The organism is Deinococcus aetherius, from assembly GCF_025997855.1.
GTDB classification, from domain to species: Bacteria; Deinococcota; Deinococci; order Deinococcales; family Deinococcaceae; genus Deinococcus; species Deinococcus aetherius.
Map to the genome: position 1 here is coordinate 1563710 of NZ_AP026560.1, position 16350 is coordinate 1580059.

The following is a 16350-nucleotide window of genomic DNA, read 5'->3' on the forward strand; positions in this document are numbered from 1 at the left end:
GGCTACAGCGTCAGCGCCAGCCCCACCGCCTGGGCCAGCCCCCCCTCGTCCACGTGGGCGACGTGATACCGCGCGGCGGCCCGCGCCTCGGCGTCCGCGTTGCCCATCGCCACCGGGTGGCCGACGACGCGCATGGCGGTCACGTCGTTGTGGCCGTCGCCCACCATCATGACCCGCGAGAGGGGCAGCCCGTACTCGGCGGCGATCAGGGCGACCGCGCTCCCCTTGCCGATGCCCGCGCGCGTCAGGCTGATGAAGAGGGTACCTGGCATCGCCGGGCTCCCCGCCGGGTGCACGTCCAGCCCGGGGGAGGCCTCGGCCAGCACCCCGGCGGCCTCCCCGTGCGGCACGACCCACTGGGCGCGGACCCGGGTGCCCAGCAGCGTTTCCGGGTCCTTCGGCGTGTACGGCACCCCCAGCAGGTCCGCGTGCCGCCGCGCGAGTTCACCGGGGTGAGTGATCCCGAAGTCGTCGTCGGTGTACACCTCCAGAAGCCGCCCGGTCTCGCGGGCCCGGGCGAGCAGGGCGGTGAGCGGCCCCTCCGGCAGCGGCTCGCTGAGGCTCTCGCCGCTTCCCACGTTCACGGTGGAGGCCCCATTCTGGAAGACGTGCCAGCCGTCCGGGTCGAGCCGCCGCGCGTAGCCCAGCGCGTTGCCAAAGGCGGGCCGCCCGCTGCACAGGGCGACGCGTACTCCCCGCGCCCTCGCGTCCGCCAGCGCTGCCCACACGTCCTCCCGCACGGTGTTCCCCGTCCCGATCAGGGTGCCGTCCACGTCCACACAGATGAGTCCCAACATCCGGGGCAGTGTACGCTCCGCCCCCCGCGTGACCGGGCGCGGGACTTGAACAGGTCGCGGTTACCGCCCCGGCGTCCAGTGCCCCTCGCGGTCGAGGGTGGCGCAGCCCCCGACGCGAATGCCCGTCACCGTCTGCCCGGCGAGCGTCACCTCGACCTCCACCTCGCCGGGGGAGCCGATGGCGTGCCCCTGGTACACCACCCCGCAGGCCCGGTCGCCGCGCACGGGAAGGCGTCCCTCACGGGCGAGCAGCGCCAGCAGCGCCCCCGCCGCGCTGCCCGTCACCGGGTCCTCCGGGATGCCGACGGCGGGCGCGAAGTTCCGCGCGGCGAAGCGGTTGACCCCCATCGGCGCGTAGGCGTACACGCTGACGACCCCCAGCGCGTCCGACAGCAGGTGGATACGGTGGAGGTCCGGCTCCAGCCCGTCGAGGATCAGGGGGTCGAGGAGCGGCACGAACACGCTCCACAGCCCCGTGCTCGCCGCCGCCAGCGGCAGCCCCCGGTGGATCATCCGCTCGTCCACCCCCAGCGCCTCGGCGAGTTCCCGCCGCACCTCACGCGCGGCGGGGCGCGTTTCCAACCCCCGCTGCTCCATCCATACCCGCGTCGGCACCCCCGCCTCGGTGTCGAGGGAGAGCGGAATGCGCCCCACCAGCGTCTCCAGCATGAGGTCACCCTGAGTCCAGTGTCCCCGCTGCGCGAGCGTCAGCCCCAGCGCCACCGTCGCGTGCCCGCAGAACTCGATCTCCTGGGTCGGCGTGAAGTAGCGCACCCGCACTCGCCCGCCCCCCATCCGGGTCACGAACACCGTCTCGGGTGCTTCCAGAAAGGCGGCCAGGGCCTGCATCTCGGCTTCGGTCAGCTCCTGGGCCCCCAGGACGACCCCCGCCCGGTTGCCCTGCCCCGGCGTGTCGGTGAAGGCACTCACCTCGCTGTAGGCGATCATGCGGCCAATCTAGCGCAGCCGTGGCGGCCCCTCACGGCACCATCCGCGTCAGCATCCGGGGAAAGGGAATCGCCTCGCGGATATGGTCGATCCCGGTGATCCACGCGACCGCCCGCTCCAGCCCCATCCCGAAGCCCGCGTGCGGCACGCTCCCGAACCGCCGCAGGTCGAGGTACCACTCGAAGGCCTCCAGGGGCAGCCCCTCGTGCTCGATCCGCGACTTCAGCAGGTCGTAGTCGTGGATGCGCTGCGAGCCGCCGATGATCTCGCCGTACCCCTCGGGCGCGATCATGTCGTCGCACAGGGCCAGGCGCGGGTCCTCCGCGTCCGGCTGCATGTAGAACGCCTTGATCGCCGCCGGGTATTTCTCGACGATCACGGGCCGGTCGAAGTGAGAGCCCAGGATCGTCTCGTGCGGGGCGCCCAGGTCGTCCCCCCACTCCACGGCCTGCACGTCGGCCTGAACGTTCGGCGGCAGGTCCCCCTCCTCGATGTGCCGCTGGATGATCTCCAGCGCCTCCGTGTATGTCACGCGCGGGTAGTTGCCTGAAGCGGCGGGGCGCAGCTTCTCCACGTCGCGCCCCAGCGTCTCCAGCTCGTTCCCGCATTCCTCCAGCGCGCGGCGCACGAGGAACGAGACGAACCGCTCCTGCAACGCCATATTCTCCCCGTGGTCGCTCGGCGCCACCTCCGGCTCCACCATCCAGAACTCCAGCAGGTGCCGCCGTGTCTTGCTCTTCTCCGCCCGGAAGGTCGGCCCGAAGGTGTACACCTTCCCGAAGGCGAGCGCCCCCGCCTCCGCGTGGAGTTGCCCCGTCTGCGAGAGGTACGCCTTGTCCTCGCCGAAGAGGTCGATCTCGAAGAGTTCGGTCGTCCCCTCCGCCGCGTTCGGGGTGAAGAAGGGGGCGTCGAACCGCACGAAGCCCTCCCCGTGGAAGAAATCGACAATCGCCCGCTGCACGCAGTCGCGCACCCGCAGCACGGCCCACGGGCGGCGGTGCCGCAGCCACAGGTGCCGGTGGTCGAGCAGGAACTCGATCCCGTGCTCCTTCGGCGTGATGGGGTACTCCGCCGGGTTCTCCGAGATCACCACGAGGTCTCGCACGCCCAGTTCCACCCCGCCCGGTGCCCGCTCGTCCGCCCGCACCTCGCCCGTCACCGTGACGGCCTGCTCCTGCGAGAGCCGCCTGGCCGTCTCGAACACGTCCTCCGAGACGTCGTTCTTGAAGACGGTGGCCTGGACGAAGCCCGTGCCGTCGCGCAATTTGAGGAATTGAAGCTTGCCCTTGCCGCTCTTGTCGGTGAGCCAGGCGTGGACCGTGACCGTCTCGCCGACATGAGCCTTGAGGTCATGAAGGGTGCTGGGGGATGACATGAGCGGAAGTATACGGGGAGGGTAAGGGCGGCCTGGTCTCTCTGCGGCTGTTGCCCGGATGGAGAGGAGGTCGAACGAGAAAATTTTTACAATCTCCGTAATTAAAGAAAAATCTCACTTATCTAGAACGGCGACTCTCCCCCACCTCAAGCGCGATAGGGGAGAGGTCCGGCCTACCTCAGCGCGTCGTTCATCCCAATCACGTCCGCCACCTTCAAACTCGCGCCACCCACGAGCGCCCCGTTCACGTTGGGTTGGGCGCAGATGGACGCGATGTTGTCGGGCTTCACGCTGCCGCCATACAGAACGCGCAGGCTCTCGGCCACCTCGCCGTACAGCTCCCGCAGCGCCTCCCGGATGGCGGCGGCGAGTTCCTCCGCGTCCTCGGCGGTGGCTGTCTTGCCCGTGCCGATGGCCCACACCGGCTCGTAGGCCACCACCACATTCTCGCCCACGCCCTCCAGGCTGCCGCGCAACTGGGCGAGCGTGTGAGTGACATGCTCCCCGCGCTCGCGCACGTCCAGCCCCTCGCCGACGCAGACGATGGGGGTCAGATTGTGCGCCTGTGCCTGCCGCGCCTTGGCCGCCACCAGCACGTCCGTCTCCCCGTGGTACTCGCGCCGCTCGGAGTGCCCGACGACCACGTACGTCGCGTTCACGTCCCGCAGCATCCCCGCGCTGATCTCGCCCGTGTACGCCCCCGACTCGTGCGGCGACACGTCCTGCCCACCCACGTCCACCCCGCCGGGCAGCGTCTCCTTGAGACCGGGCAGGCTGATCGCCGGGGCCATCACCGCGAGTTCGGCGGCGCCCCGCGTGAACTCCCCTGCGAGGTCGCGCGCCCACGCCTTCGCCTCGGTGGGCGTCTTGTTCATCTTCCAGTTGAGGGCGAGCAGGGTTCTGGGTCTGGTCATGGTTCCTCCTGGGAAGCGGTCAGCTCTCAGCCATCGGCTTTCAGCAGGCGCAAGCTTTTGCTTGATGTCGCTGATCGCTGAAAGCTGACCACTGCCCGCTCTCACTTCATCGCTTCCACACCCGGCAGCGTGCGGCCTTCGAGCAACTCCAGGCTCGCCCCACCGCCCGTGCTGATGTGGCTCACCCGCCCCTGCTGCCCGCTCTTGTTGATCGCACTCACCGAGTCGCCGCCGCCGATCACCGTGTAGGCGCCCTCGCCCAGTTCCGCGACGGCCCTTGCAATCGCGTTCGTGCCCCCCGCAAAGGCCGGGAACTCGAAGACGCCGAGCGGCCCGTTCCAGAAGACGGTCTTCGCGCCCTGCAAGGCCTCCGTGTACGCCCGCACCGTCTCCGGCCCGGCATCCAGCCCCTGCCAGCCGTCGGGAATCGCGTCACTCGGGACGACCTGCGTCTGCGCGTCCTCGGCGAAGCGGTCGGCGGCGATCACGTCCACCGGGAGCATGATCTTCTCGCCGTACTCGTCCAGCAGCCGCCGGGCAAGCCCCAACTGGTCGTCCTCGTGAATCGAATCGCCGATCCGCCCGCCCTGGCTCTTGATGAAGGTGTAGGCCATCCCGCCGCCGATCAGCATCCGGTCCACCCGGGGCAGCAGGTTCTCGATCACCTTGATCTTGTCGCTGACCTTCGCCCCGCCGATGATCACCACGTAGGGCCGCGCCGGGTTCTCCAGCAGCCGCGTTAAAGCCTCCACTTCCGTCTGGAGCAGCAGGCCCGCCGCGTGGGGCAGATACTCGGCCACCCCGCTCACCGACGCGTGCGCCCGGTGCGCGCTCCCGAAGGCGTCGAGTACGAAGGCGTCCCCCAGCCGCGCGAACTTCTGAGCAAGTTCGGGGTCGTTCTTCTCCTCCCCCGCCTCGAAGCGCACGTTCTCCAGCAGGGCGACCTCACCAGGTTGGAGGGCCTGCACCTCCCGCAGCGTCTCCTCGCTCGACGGCAGCGAGCCGATGAACCTCACATCGCGTTTGAGAGCCTGCTCCACCACCGGGGCCACGGGCCGCAGGCTGTACTTCTCCTCCGGCCCCCCCTTCGGTCGCCCGAAGTGGCTCATCAGCACCACGGACGCGCCGCCGTCCAGCAGCCTTTGCAGCGTCGGCAGGCTCGCCGTGACGCGCGTATCGTCCTGCACCACCCCGTCCTTGACGGGCACGTTGTAGTCCACCCGCACGAGGACGCGCTTGCCCCGGGTGTCCAGTTGGTCGAGGGTTCGCATCTTTCCTCCTTGAGCCTTCAGCAATCGGCCGTCAGCGATCAGCCAAAAGTGCTGAGAGCTGACGGCTGACCACGGACAGCTCCTTAGACGCCCTTCTCCTGCACCATCTGCACGAGGTCGGCGATCCGGTTGGAGTAGCCCCACTCGTTGTCGTACCAGGAGAAGAATTTCACCAGATTGCCCATCGCCATCGTCAGGCCGCCGTCGATGATCGCCGAGTGCGGGTCGCCCACGATGTCTTGCAGCACGATGGGGTCTTCCGTGTAGCGGATGATGTTCTTGTACTGGCCCTCGGCGGCCTGGCGGAACACGTCGTTGACCTCCTGCACGGTCACGTCGCGGCCCAGGATCACGGTCACGTCGCTGATCGAGCCGACGGGGGTGGGTACCCGCAGCGAGGTGCCGTCGAACTTGCCCTTGAGCTTGGGGTACACCTGCGACACGGCCTTGGCCGCCCCCGTCGAGGTCGGGATGATGTTCACGGCGGCGGCACGGGCGCGGCGCAGGTCCTTGTGCGGGAGGTCGAGCACCCGCTGGTCGTTCGTGTACGAGTGGACGGTTGTCATGATCGCCTTCTCGATGCCGAACGCCTCGTCGAGCACCTTCATCGGGGCGCCCAGCGAGTTCGTGGTGCAGCTCGCGTTGGAGATGATGTTGTGGTTCTGGGGGTCGTAGTCCCCCTCGTTCACGCCCAGCACGACCGCGAAGTCCTCGTTCTTGGCGGGCGCGGTGATGATGACCTTCTTCGCCCCGCCCTGAAGGTGCTTGCTCGCCCCCTCGCGGTCGGTGAAGATGCCGGTCGACTCGATCACGATGTCGGCCCCGAGTTGCCCCCAGGGAATCGCGGCGGGGTCACGCTCGGCGAGCGCGGCGATGCGCTGCCCGTTGACGGTCAGAGCCTCCTCGTCGTACTCCACGGTGCCCGGAAAGCGGCCCGCCGTCGAGTCGTACTTCAGCAAGGTCGCCAGCGTCTTGTTGTCGGTCAGGTCGTTGATCGCCACGACCTCCACGCCCCGCTCGACCAGATTGCGGAAGACCAGACGCCCGATGCGGCCGAACCCGTTGATGCCTACCTTCATATGAGCCCTCCTCAATGTTCGGGCCGCCCGCCCCTCGCGGACGCACCACGCATGGGCGAGTGTAACCCAGACCTCCCACCCCCGCCTTCGTGTGTTCTGGACACCAAAGAAAGAGTGAACGGGGCAGGCTTTTGTCTCTCCGGAGGAGGCGTTCCTTGGCCCTGGGGGAGCGGCTGGGGTGTCACACGCCCCCTCTGCTTTGCAGCTTTGCAAGTCCCACGAGTGGAGGGGGTCAAAAGAGTGATGCTTACCTCCTGACCCCAGTTAGGAGTAGAGCCTGTGAACGGGGCACGCCCCTCGCTCCATCTGTAAATTAATACAAGAATGATTGTTCCTCGCCCCCGCCATACCCCCTCTCTCGGCAAGGCCGGACGCGAGGAGGGAAGACCCGCCCGCCGCCTGCCCAGACCGCCCGCCCCCGGAACGCGCGAGGCGGGCCGTATGATGCCGGTCATGGCGTACTCGCTCCTCGTGATGAAGTTCGGCGGCACCAACATGCAGGACGCGGGCGCGATCCGCCACAGCGCAAGCCTGGCAGCCCGGTGGGTCCACGACGGGGTGAAGGTGGTCGTCGTCGTCTCCGCGATGGCGGGGGTGACCAACGGGCTCCTGCGCCTCGCCGACGCTGCCGAGAAGGGAGACATCGCCTCCGCGAACGACGAGATCGCCGCGATGCGCACTCGCCACTTCACCGCCGCCCAGGAGCTCGGCGCCGCCCCCGACTCCAGCGCGGTGCGCGAGATCCGCGAGTTGCACGAGACCCTGCGCCAGGCCGTCTACGGCGTCTACCTCCTGCGCGAACTCACCCCCAGGAGTCGCGACCTGATCGTCGCCTTCGGCGAGCGGCTGAGTGCCCCCCTGATGAGCCTCGCGCTGGAGGGCCAGGGCGTCCGCGCCCACCACCTCAGCGGCGGCCAGGCGGGCATCATGACCGACGAGCACTTCGGCAACGCCCGGCCCCTGCCCGGCAGCTACGAGCGGATCAATGACCGTCTGGGCGGCCTCCTCGGCGCGGGGGTCACCCCGGTCGTCGCGGGCTTCATGGGCGAGACCGAGGGCGGCGCGATCACCACCCTGGGGCGCGGCGGCACCGACTTTTCCGCCACCATCATCGGCAAGGCCCTGCACGCCGACGAGGTCTGGGCCTGGAAGGACGTGGACGGGGTGATGAGCGCCGACCCCCGGGTGGTGCGGGGCGCCCGCAACATCGAGGTCCTGAGCTACGGCGAGGTGATGGAACTCGCCTACTTCGGCGCCAAGGTGCTGCACCCCCTCGCGGTGACCCCGCTGCGCGAGAGCGGCATCCCCCTGCGGGTGAAAAGCGCGGCCGACCCCGACTTCCCCGGCACCCTGGTGCAGGAGGAGCCCCTCGACGAGCCCGGCCACCCGGTCAAGGCGGTCACCGCCATTCGCGGGGTCAGCCTGATCAACGTGACGGGCGCGGGGGCCCTCGGGGTGCCCGAGGTGGTCGCCAGCCTCTTCGACGCCATCGCCCGCGAGAACATCACCCTGCTGATGGTCTCCCAGTCGAGTTCGATGAGCAACGTCTCCCTCGCCGTGCAGGGGGTGGACGCGAGACGGACCCTCGCCGCCCTGCGGGGCTCCGTCACGGGCGAGCTCCAGGTCGAGGAGCAGCCCGGCGTGGCCGTCCTCGCCATCGTGGGGGCCGGGATGCGCGGTCAAAAGGGCGTGGCCGCGCGGCTCTTCGGGGCCCTGGCGGGAAGCGACATCAACATCCTGATGATCAGCCAGGGCTCTTCGGAGCTCAACATCAGCGTCGCCATCGAGGAGGCCCAGGTCGAGGGCGCCACCCGCGCCGTCCACGCCGCCTTCGCCCTGGGGGAGCGGGCGGCGGCCGCCGACTGAGCGGCGAAAGCCTCAGCCTTTCGCCGCCTCGCCGTCCTTGGCCGGAGGAGCCGTGGCGCTCTCCTCGGGGGCGCGGCGCAGCACGGTCCAGCGGCGGGCCAGGATCAGGTACAGCCCGGTAACCCAGGCGACCGACGCCGCGAAGCCCGCGAGCACGTCCGAGGGGTAGTGCACCCCCAGGTAGTTGCGGCTGGCCCCCACCGCCAGGCCCCACAGGGCGCCGAGCACCGCCAGCGGCCACGCCACCCGCGAGAAGCGGAAGATCAGCACCAGCGCGAGGCCGAAGGCCATGTTGCTCATCGCGTGCCCGCTGGGAAACGAGAAGCCCGGCTCCCGCACGACCGCCTCCAGCACGTCCGGGCGGGGCCGCTGGAAGAAGAACTTGGCGAGCCCGTTGAGCGCGGCGGCCCCCGCCACGGCGTAGACCAGGAACAGGGCCTGTGCCCGCGCGCCCACCCGCACGAGCCCCGCCGCGATCACGCTCGCCAGCAGGGGCAGCCCCCACACCCCGCCCAGCAGGGCGAGGGCCTGCGCCACCCCGGTCAGCGTCGGCGTGCGGTGCGCGGCATACCACCTCAGCACCTCCTGATCCCAGGGAAAGCCCCCCTCCCGGAAGATGTCCTCCACCAGATCGGCAAAAAAACCCAGCGGCAGCAGCACCCCGACGAAGAGCAGGGCGAGTTGCCGCCAGTGGCGGGCGAGCAGGGCGGGCAGGTGGCGGCGCACCCCGCCACTCTAGGGCGGGCGGGCGGGCAGCCCTGCACGGAAAACGTTCAGGGAGCGCCACCCTCCGCCATTTCGCCCATGCCGCCTGCGCCACCCCGCCGATGCCGGGAAGGGGGAGCGCGGGGCACCCTGGGGGCAGCCGGGAGGGCCGGGCCCCCACGGCCGAAAGGAAGTCCCCGTGAACGCCCACCTGCACCTCGCCCTCGGACAAGACCGCCTCCAGGCCCTCCACGCCGAGGCCCGGCGCGCCCGGCAGGCCCGCGCCGCCCGCTCCCAGGGGGCCCGGCCCTCCCGGCTCGCGGGCGTCCTCGCCCTCCTGCACCTGCGCGCCCGCCCCGCATGAACAAACCCGCCCACCCCACGAAGCCGCGCCCCCTCTGACCATGAGGGGGCGCGGCGCGTGTGCCTCTACACCGGCGCCGAGTTTTCCGCCCGCCGCACCAGGAACTCCTTCACGCTCTGCGCGGCCCTGAGGTTCATCCCCGGCACCTGTGCGATCTGCTCCACCGGCGCCGAGGCGAGGTCCTCGAGCGAGGTGAAGTGCTCCAGCAGCGCGTCCCGGCGCTTCTGCCCGATGCCCGGCAGGTCGTCGAACACGCTGCGCAGCATCGCTGACCCACGCAGCTTGCGGTGGTAACTCACCGCGTAGTGGTGCACCTCGTCGCGCACCCCGATGAGCACCCGCAGCGCCGGGTGGGTGTGCGGGAGCAGCAGTTCCCCCTCCACCCCCACCTCGCTCCCCGACTCCAGCCACCACTGCGCCCCGAACCGCCCCGGCAGGATGATCCGCTCCTCGCGCTTGGCGAGCCCCACCACCGGCACCCGCACCCCCGCCTCTTTCAAAGCGTCGAGCGCCGCGTTCACCTGCCCCCGCCCCCCGTCGATCAGGATCAGGTCGGGAAGCGGCAGCTTGTCGGAGAGCGACCCGGTGAAGCGCCGGTGGATCGTCTGCCGCATCGCCGTGTAGTCGTCGGGGTGGTCCAGGCCCTTCACCTTGAAACGGCGGTGCTCCCCGCGCCGGGCCCGCCCCCCCTCGAACACCACCATCCCCGAGACGATGTTCGTCCCGAAGAGGTTGGAGTTATCAAACCCCTCGATCCGCCAGGGCCGCTCGGGCAGGGCCAGCACCTCGCGCAGGGCGTCGAGTCCCGGGTGGTCGCCCCGCCGCTCCAGCAACGCGAGTTCGGACTCCAGCCCCACCGAGGCGTTGCGCTGCGCCATCTCCACGAGGTCGGCCTTGTCCCCCCGCTTGGGCGTCCGCATCTCGACCCGGTGCCCGGCCCGCCCGCTGAGAAAATCGCTCCACACCGGCGCGTCCTCGAACTCGGCGGGCAGCAGGATCAGCGGCGGCACGTGGGTCGCCTGGGTGTAGTAGTCCCCCACAAAGGCCTCGATGATCTCCCCGGCGTCCGAACCCCCCTCCGCGTTCGTCAGGAAGCGCTTGTCGCGGCCCACCACCCGCCCGCCCCGCATTCGGAAGAGCTGCACCATCGCGTACTCGCCCGCCTGCGCCACCCCCAGGAAGTCGAGGTCCGTCTCGCCCCCCACGTACGCGTGCTGCTCGGTCCCGAACAGCTTCTCCACCGCCCCCACCCGGTCCCGGAGACGGGCCGCCTGCTCGAAATCCTGCGAGCGAGCGGCCACCTTCATGTCCTCCCTGAGCCGCGCGACCACGTGCGCGGCCCGGCCCTCCAGCAGCCCCCTCACGTCCTCCACCACCCGGCGGTACTCACCCGGGTCGGCGGCGTCGATGCACGGCCCCAGGCAGCGGCCCATGTGGTAGTTCAGGCAGGGGCGCGGCTTTTTCTGAAGGGGCAGCCCCGAGTTCTTGCGCAGCGGGAACATCGTGTCCACGAGGTGCTTGACCCGCCGCACCGCGCCAGCGTCGGGGTAGGGGCCGTAGTAGCTCGCCCCGTCCTGGAGAACCCGCCGCGTCACCACCAGCATCGGGAAGTCCTCGTTCGTGAGCTTGAGGAAGGGGTAGTGCTTGTCGTCCTTGAGCAGCACGTTGTAGTGCGGCCGGTGCTGCTTGATGAGGTTGGCCTCGAGGATGAGCGCCTCGACCTCGTTGCGGGTGGTGATGAACTCCAGAGCGTCGGCAAGAGAGGTGAATTTGCCGCTCTTGCCCCCCGCCTTGAAATGCTGTCCCACCCTTGAGCGCAAGTTCACCGCCTTGCCGATATAGATCGGCGTGCCCCCCTTGCGGAAGATGTACACGCCGGGGCTCGTCGGCAACACGGGCAGATCATCGAAATGCACGCCCCAGGATAGGCCGCATGACCACCCCTCACCGGATGTTCGCTCACCGCCCGTCCCCGCGCTAGCCTGCCCCCATGCCCGCCTCCCGAGTCTTCCTCGTCCGCCACGGTCAGACCGCCGCGAACGTCTCCCGCGTCCTGCGGGGTCCCAGCGGCGAGGGCGACCCCCTCGACTCGGCGGGGGAGACCCAGGCCCGCCTCGTCGCCGCCCACCTCGCCGCCCTGCACCTCCAGAACCCGCGCGTGTACGCCAGCTCTTACCGCCGCGCCCGCGAAACCGCCCGACCCGTCGCCGACGCCCTCGGCGTCCCGCTGCACATCCTCGACGGCGTCCACGAGATCGACCCCGGCGACTGGGTGGGCCGCCCCTACGACGACCTCCGCACCCACGCCCTGCGAAAGGAGGACGGCACCCTCGGCTTTCCCGGCGGCGAGAGCCTGGAGGAGGTCGGCGAGCGGTTCCACCGCGCCCTGAACGGCCTGCCCCCCGGCGAAACCCCCATCATCGTCTCCCACGGCGGGGCGCTCACCGCTGGCCTCGCCGCCCTTCTGCGTGTCCCGGTCGCCGTCGCCTGGACAGAAACCCGCTTTGCCCACCCCAACGCCGCCCTCACCGAACTCGAACGCCACGGGGAAGGCTGGCACGTCGTGCGCCTGGCCGACGTCCGGCACCTGAAGGAACTGATGCCGATCAACCCAAATTAATACAATGGTAAGTAGGAGGAGTGAAACAACGAGACAAGCCGCTCCACCCCTCCACCAAGAGAGCCCCCCACGTCAGTCGGCACCAGCCCGAGCCACACGCCCCACCCAGGTCTTCGCCGCTCCACCTCAAAGGGGAACCCCGCGCCGGCTTTCCTTCACCCTTTCTCCGCCACCCCCTCCACCGTCCCCCGTCGCCGCGCCCGCTCCGCCGCAAAGGCCATCCGGTGCGAGTCGAGCGACTCCGCGAGCGGGGTGGGCACCCCCGCCTCCCCGCGCAGGAAGGCCAGCCAGGCCGCCACCAGCGCCTCGTCCCCGCCCCCGTGGTTCCCGCCCGCGTCCACGACCACGCGCTCCACCTCGCCCGTGCGGAAATCGTGCACCTCGATCTCGCCGCGCTCCATCTGCGCCCGAAGCTCGCCGTGGGTGCCCAGCAGCCTCAGCGTCCGGGTGTTGTTGTGGGTGAACGCACTCACCGTCAGCCCCGCCGTCACCCCGTTGGCGAATACGACGGTCACGGTCTGGTGGCTCACCACGTCGTTGTCGGCGTGATACACGCAGCGCCCGTAGGGACCGCCCGAAAGCGCCTCGGAGAGCGGCACCCCCCCCGCCGTCAGCACGGTGACGGGCCACCCGGCAGGGTCCCTCGTCCCGTAGATCACCCGCGCGTCGTAGGGGCAGTCCACCACCGGGCAGGTCACGCAGCGGTCCGAGGCCCCGGGGGGCGCCTCCTCGGGGCGGAAGTGGTGGAGGGCCCCCTCGCTGCTCACCCGCGCCGGGGGCGCGTCCGCGAACCACCGCAACAGGTCGAGGTCGTGGCACGCCTTGGCCAGGACGAAGGGCGCGGCGGGTGGGCTGGCGCGCCAGTTCCCCCGCACGTACGAGTGCGCGTAGTGCCAGTACGACACGTTCTCCGCGTGCGTCACCCCGACGAGCCGCCCCAACCGCCCCGACTCCAGCGCCTCCCGGACCCTCCTGAAAAAGGGCGTGGCGCGCAGCACGTGGCAGACGGTGACCCGGCCCCGCGCGGCCGCCTCCGCCGCCAGCAGCCGCTCCAGATCGGCCTCCTCCAGGCACACCGGCTTTTCCAGCAGCACGTCGTACCCAAGGGCGAGCGCCCGCAGGCACGGCGCCACATGGGCGTCATCGGGCGTGGCGATCACCACCGCGTCCGCCACCCGCCCGAGGGCGAAGAAGGCGTCCTCCCCGGGGAAGCACGCCTCCGGGCCCAGGCCGTGCCTGGAGGCGACCTCGGCCAGGCGGGCGGGCCGGGGGTCGACGAGGTGGGTCACCCGCGCCCCCTGCGCCGCGAGGTGCCGGGCGTACACGTCCGCGCCCCGGTTGCCGCAGCCCAGGATGGCGACGGTGACGCTCACCGCCGCTCCACCCCCCACCCCACGCCCCCCGGCCGCTCCAGACGCCCCGCCGTCCACTCCAGCCCGGTAAACGGGTCGTCCGCCAGCAGCAGCGCCCCGTCGAGGTCGGCCCAGTCGCACAACCCCGCGAGGTGCGCGGCGGCGGCGATCCCCAGCGAACTCTCGATCATGCAGCCCATCATCACGCTCATGCCATGCGTGCGGGCGAGCCGCAGGGCGAGCAGGGCCCGCAGCGGCCCCCCCAGCTTGGCGAGCTTGAGGTTCACCCCGTCGAAGGCCCCGGCGAGCGCGGGCACGTCCGAGACGTGGTGCAGGCTCTCGTCGGCGACGAGGGGAAGGGGCGACAGGCGGCGCAACTCCGCGTGCCCCTCCAGGTCCCCGGCCGCCAGCGGCTGCTCGACGAACTCCACCCCGGCGGCCTCCAGCACCCCCAGCATCCGCCGCGCCCGGGGCCGGGTCCAGGCCGCGTTGGCGTCCACCCGCAGCGAGACGTGGGGCGCCTCCTCGCGGAGCGCCTCCAGGATCGCCTCGTCCTCCGCCGTGCCGAGCTTCACCTTCAGCACCCCGTGCCCGCGCGCCACCGCCTCGCGGGCCTCCCGCCGCATCTCCTCCAGCGGGCCGAGGCCCACGGTGAAGCTGCTCTCGGGAATCTTTGGGGGCGACAGGCCCAACAGCCGCCACACCGGCACGCCCGCCGAGCAGGCCGCCCACTCCAGGGCCGCCATCTCCAGCGCGCACTTCACGCTGGGGTGACCCCCCGGCATCCGCGCCTCCAGCCGCCCGCGCAGCCCGTCCCAGTCCCAGCCGTCGGTCAGCGCCTGGGCGAGCAGGGGCAGCACCGCCGCCACCGTCCCACCCGTCTCCCCGTAGAAGGCGTTCGGCGCGGCCTCGCCCCGGCCGGTCACCCCATCCGCCTCGAAGATGACGAAGGTGCGCGGGTAGGCCGAGCGCGTCCAGCGCGCGATCCCGAAGGGCCGCGCCGTGTGCAGCTCCAGCGTCTCCCAGCGGACGGTCACGGCGCCCACCGCCCGAACCCCGTCAGGCCCCGCGCCAGCCGCTCCCCGTACTCGCCCTCGCCCAGCGTCTCCACGCTCACCCGCATCCGGGTCGCGTTCGCGTGGACCACAGAGCGCGCGTCCAGCATCAGCCCCACGTGCCCCGGGAAAAAGGCGAGGTCGCCCCGCTCGGGCTCCTCCACCTCCCCCAGCGCCCCCCGCTGCTGGTCGGCGTCACGCGGGAGGGGCCGCCCCAGCGCCGCGTAACTCACCTGCGTCAGCCCCGAGCAGTCGAGCCCCCACGCGCTGCGCCCGCCCCACACATAGGGCGTCTCCAGAAAGCGCAGGGCGAAGCTCGCCGCGTCCCCGGCCGGGGCGGGGGAGAGCACCACCTCCTGCACCCAGGCCTCCTCCCCGTCCGGCAGCCACACCGGCACCCAGCGCCGCCCGTCCTCGGTCTCGACCCCGCCCGGCGCGCGACCCAGCCGCGCGCCGAAGCACAGTTCCGCGACCACCGCCCGGCTCACCCGGGGCCCCGCGAAGGCGTGCCCGCGCAGTGCCGTGACCGTCAACGCCTCCCCCGGCGGCGGGGTGAACCCCAGCCCCGCCGCCCGCGCCCAGCCCAGGTACCGGTCGTGGCCGGTCCGCACCCAGGCCCAGCCGCCTTCCCGCTCCTCCAGCACCTCCAGCGCCTCGCCCGGCAGCGCCTCGGTGACCTGCGCGGCGTCCGATTCCGGCCGGGCCAGCAGGCTCAGCCGTGAACGGCCCACCCAGCCCGCCCGGGGCGTGAGGTACCGCCAGCCCTCGCCGGGAAGCCGCCCGCGCAGCGCCTCCTCGGCGACGCGTCTTCCCGGGTCGAGGGCGTGGGTGCGGGGGTCGAGGTCGGGCGCGGGCGGGGCACTCATCGTGTCCCAAGGTAGCGCGTCAGCCAGCGCCGCCAGTTCTCCCCGGCCACCCCGGCCCGGTGCTCCGCCGGGAGCAGCCCCAGCAAGCGGGGCACGTCCCGGTACCGCTCGATCCCCGACGGCGCCTTCTCCCGCCCGAAGCCGCCGTCGAGGTCGGTGCCCAGCCCGACCGAAGCCCAGCCCACCACCTCCGCGTAGTGCCGCGCGTGGGCGGCGACACCCGCGAGAGGCACCCGGTCTTGCCCCACCTCCCACCCCGGTTGCAAGAAGGTGCTCAGGAACACCAGCCCGATCACGCCCCCCCGCTCCGCCACCGCGCGCGCCATCGCGTCCGTCAGGTGCCGGTTGCCGGGCAGAAAAGCGCGGCTGTTCGTGTGGGTGGCGAGAAGGCGAGGCCCCAGGTCCAGCGCCTCCCAGAACGAGGCGTCGTCGAGGTGCGAGGCGTCGAGCGCCACCCCGAGTTCCCGCATCGCCGTCACGAGGTCGCGCCCCGCCGCCGTCAGGGGCCCCGGCGCGTCGGTGCCCCCCGCGTAGCGTGTGCACCCCCACGCCGGGCCGATCACCCGCACCCCCGAGGCCACCCAGAAGGGCAGGTCGTCCGCGCCCCGCACCGGGTCCGCCCCCTCCATCAGCAGCACCACCCCCAGCGCCCCCGACCCCCCGGCCAGGTGCTCTTCCACCTCGCGCCCCTCCCGCAACAGGCGCACGAGCCCCGCGTCCTCCCAGCGGCGGTACTGGTCCAGTTGTGCGAGGGCCTGAGCCCGCGCCCCCGCGTGGTCCGTGTACCCTCCCGGACTCCCCGGCCCCTGCGGCAGCGCGAAGAGCGTCGCGAAACACACCCGCGTTCCCGCCGCGCGGATCTCGTCGAAGGTCACCGTCGCCGTCTGCCCCGTCACCGGGTCCCGCGCCCGCAACGCCTCCAGCCCCAGGGTCAGGTCCCGGCCCGCGAGCGCGTTCATGGCGAGGTCGAGATGGCCGTCGATCAGCAGCGCGCGAGGGGTCAACGGCAACTCCTCCCGCCCCGGCGCATGGCCCGCACGTCACCCCACCTGTGCAAGTTCACCTCCGCGATTGTAGAGGAGTCAGGACAAGACTCGAAAAGCCTTGTACGTTAGTAACCTGGTTTACACTTTTTGGC

15 protein-coding genes are annotated in these 16350 nt (G+C 71.3%); 3 read left to right on the forward strand and 12 right to left on the reverse strand.

The features are described from left to right. Nucleotides 1-2: 2 nt before the first annotated feature. The 6 genes from DAETH_RS07820 to gap form a co-directional block, all read right to left on the reverse strand. Complete coding sequence (locus DAETH_RS07820; protein ID WP_264777351.1) at nucleotides 3-797, reverse strand: Cof-type HAD-IIB family hydrolase; 795 nt, start codon at nucleotides 795-797, stop codon at nucleotides 3-5. A gap of 60 nt (nucleotides 798-857) precedes the next feature. Then, nucleotides 858-1745, reverse strand: coding sequence for a PhzF family phenazine biosynthesis protein (locus tag DAETH_RS07825; protein ID WP_264777352.1), 888 nt, complete (start codon nucleotides 1743-1745; stop codon nucleotides 858-860). A gap of 31 nt (nucleotides 1746-1776) precedes the next feature. Beyond that, on the reverse strand, nucleotides 1777-3120 hold the full coding sequence (gene asnS, locus DAETH_RS07830) for an asparagine--tRNA ligase (RefSeq protein ID WP_264777353.1): 1344 nt from the start codon (nucleotides 3118-3120) through the stop codon (nucleotides 1777-1779). A gap of 173 nt (nucleotides 3121-3293) precedes the next feature. Continuing rightward, nucleotides 3294-4034 carry a triose-phosphate isomerase gene (tpiA, locus tag DAETH_RS07835; RefSeq protein ID WP_264777354.1) on the reverse strand — a complete coding sequence of 247 codons (741 nt, stop codon included), beginning with the start codon at nucleotides 4032-4034 and terminating at the stop codon, nucleotides 3294-3296. A 101-nt stretch (nucleotides 4035-4135) separates the two neighbouring features. Further along, nucleotides 4136-5305, reverse strand: a complete 1170-nt coding sequence (locus tag DAETH_RS07840; protein WP_264774343.1) for a phosphoglycerate kinase — start codon at nucleotides 5303-5305, stop codon at nucleotides 4136-4138. 83 nt (nucleotides 5306-5388) lie between these two features. Further along, the gene (gene gap, locus DAETH_RS07845; protein ID WP_264774344.1) at nucleotides 5389-6384 is read right to left on the reverse strand and encodes a type I glyceraldehyde-3-phosphate dehydrogenase; all 996 of its coding nucleotides are present in this window, start codon (nucleotides 6382-6384) and stop codon (nucleotides 5389-5391) included. Nucleotides 6385-6837: 453 nt separating this feature from the next. Between gap and DAETH_RS07850 the strand changes: the two genes are divergently transcribed. Further along, nucleotides 6838-8250, forward strand: a complete 1413-nt coding sequence (locus DAETH_RS07850; RefSeq protein WP_264777409.1) for an aspartate kinase — start codon at nucleotides 6838-6840, stop codon at nucleotides 8248-8250. Between the two features lie 12 nt (nucleotides 8251-8262). Here DAETH_RS07850 and DAETH_RS07855 read toward each other — a convergent pair whose 3' ends face one another. Beyond that, nucleotides 8263-8976: a phosphatase PAP2 family protein gene (locus DAETH_RS07855; RefSeq protein WP_264774345.1), complete on the reverse strand. Its 714-nt coding sequence runs from the start codon at nucleotides 8974-8976 to the stop codon at nucleotides 8263-8265. Between the two features lie 178 nt (nucleotides 8977-9154). Here DAETH_RS07855 and DAETH_RS07860 point away from each other — a divergent pair, with 178 nt between their 5' ends. Continuing rightward, a complete protein-coding gene (locus DAETH_RS07860; RefSeq protein ID WP_264774346.1) occupies nucleotides 9155-9319 on the forward strand; it encodes a hypothetical protein in 165 nt (54 codons plus the stop codon). A gap of 65 nt (nucleotides 9320-9384) precedes the next feature. Here DAETH_RS07860 and uvrC read toward each other — a convergent pair whose 3' ends face one another. Beyond that, nucleotides 9385-11235 (reverse strand): excinuclease ABC subunit UvrC, encoded by a 1851-nt coding sequence (uvrC, locus tag DAETH_RS07865; protein WP_264774347.1) that lies wholly within the window; start codon nucleotides 11233-11235, stop codon nucleotides 9385-9387. A gap of 74 nt (nucleotides 11236-11309) precedes the next feature. Between uvrC and DAETH_RS07870 the strand changes: the two genes are divergently transcribed. Further along, nucleotides 11310-11939: a histidine phosphatase family protein gene (locus DAETH_RS07870; RefSeq protein WP_264774348.1), complete on the forward strand. Its 630-nt coding sequence runs from the start codon at nucleotides 11310-11312 to the stop codon at nucleotides 11937-11939. 155 nt (nucleotides 11940-12094) lie between these two features. On the opposite strand, the gene DAETH_RS07875 is transcribed toward DAETH_RS07870, so the two are convergent. Genes DAETH_RS07875 through DAETH_RS07890 form a run of 4 tightly spaced genes read right to left on the reverse strand, consistent with a single transcriptional unit; the run spans nucleotide 12095 to nucleotide 16222 of the window. Beyond that, nucleotides 12095-13312, reverse strand: coding sequence for a Gfo/Idh/MocA family protein (locus tag DAETH_RS07875; protein WP_264774349.1), 1218 nt, complete (start codon nucleotides 13310-13312; stop codon nucleotides 12095-12097). After that, nucleotides 13309-14328: a dipeptide epimerase gene (locus tag DAETH_RS07880; RefSeq protein ID WP_406585075.1), complete on the reverse strand. Its 1020-nt coding sequence runs from the start codon at nucleotides 14326-14328 to the stop codon at nucleotides 13309-13311. Before DAETH_RS07880 ends, DAETH_RS07875 begins: the two co-directional genes overlap by 4 nt. Next, complete coding sequence (locus DAETH_RS07885) at nucleotides 14325-15212, reverse strand: C40 family peptidase (protein ID WP_264774351.1); 888 nt, start codon at nucleotides 15210-15212, stop codon at nucleotides 14325-14327. Before DAETH_RS07885 ends, DAETH_RS07880 begins: the two co-directional genes overlap by 4 nt. Continuing rightward, on the reverse strand, nucleotides 15209-16222 hold the full coding sequence (locus DAETH_RS07890) for a dipeptidase (RefSeq protein WP_406585076.1): 1014 nt from the start codon (nucleotides 16220-16222) through the stop codon (nucleotides 15209-15211). Before DAETH_RS07890 ends, DAETH_RS07885 begins: the two co-directional genes overlap by 4 nt. Nucleotides 16223-16350: the final 128 nt, after the last annotated feature.

What these genes read in the sequence shown, in the direction of transcription:
- DAETH_RS07820 (WP_264777351.1), bottom strand. Translation starts at nt 797, where the DNA reads ATGTTGGGACTCATCTGTGTGGACGTGGACGGCACCCTGATCGGGACG.
- DAETH_RS07825 (WP_264777352.1), bottom strand. Translation starts at nt 1,745, where the DNA reads ATGATCGCCTACAGCGAGGTGAGTGCCTTCACCGACACGCCGGGGCAG.
- asnS (WP_264777353.1), bottom strand. Translation starts at nt 3,120, where the DNA reads ATGTCATCCCCCAGCACCCTTCATGACCTCAAGGCTCATGTCGGCGAG.
- tpiA (WP_264777354.1), bottom strand. Translation starts at nt 4,034, where the DNA reads ATGACCAGACCCAGAACCCTGCTCGCCCTCAACTGGAAGATGAACAAG.
- DAETH_RS07840 (WP_264774343.1), bottom strand. Translation starts at nt 5,305, where the DNA reads ATGCGAACCCTCGACCAACTGGACACCCGGGGCAAGCGCGTCCTCGTG.
- gap (WP_264774344.1), bottom strand. Translation starts at nt 6,384, where the DNA reads ATGAAGGTAGGCATCAACGGGTTCGGCCGCATCGGGCGTCTGGTCTTC.
- DAETH_RS07850 (WP_264777409.1), top strand. Translation starts at nt 6,838, where the DNA reads ATGGCGTACTCGCTCCTCGTGATGAAGTTCGGCGGCACCAACATGCAG.
- DAETH_RS07870 (WP_264774348.1), top strand. Translation starts at nt 11,310, where the DNA reads ATGCCCGCCTCCCGAGTCTTCCTCGTCCGCCACGGTCAGACCGCCGCG.
- DAETH_RS07885 (WP_264774351.1), bottom strand. Translation starts at nt 15,212, where the DNA reads ATGAGTGCCCCGCCCGCGCCCGACCTCGACCCCCGCACCCACGCCCTC.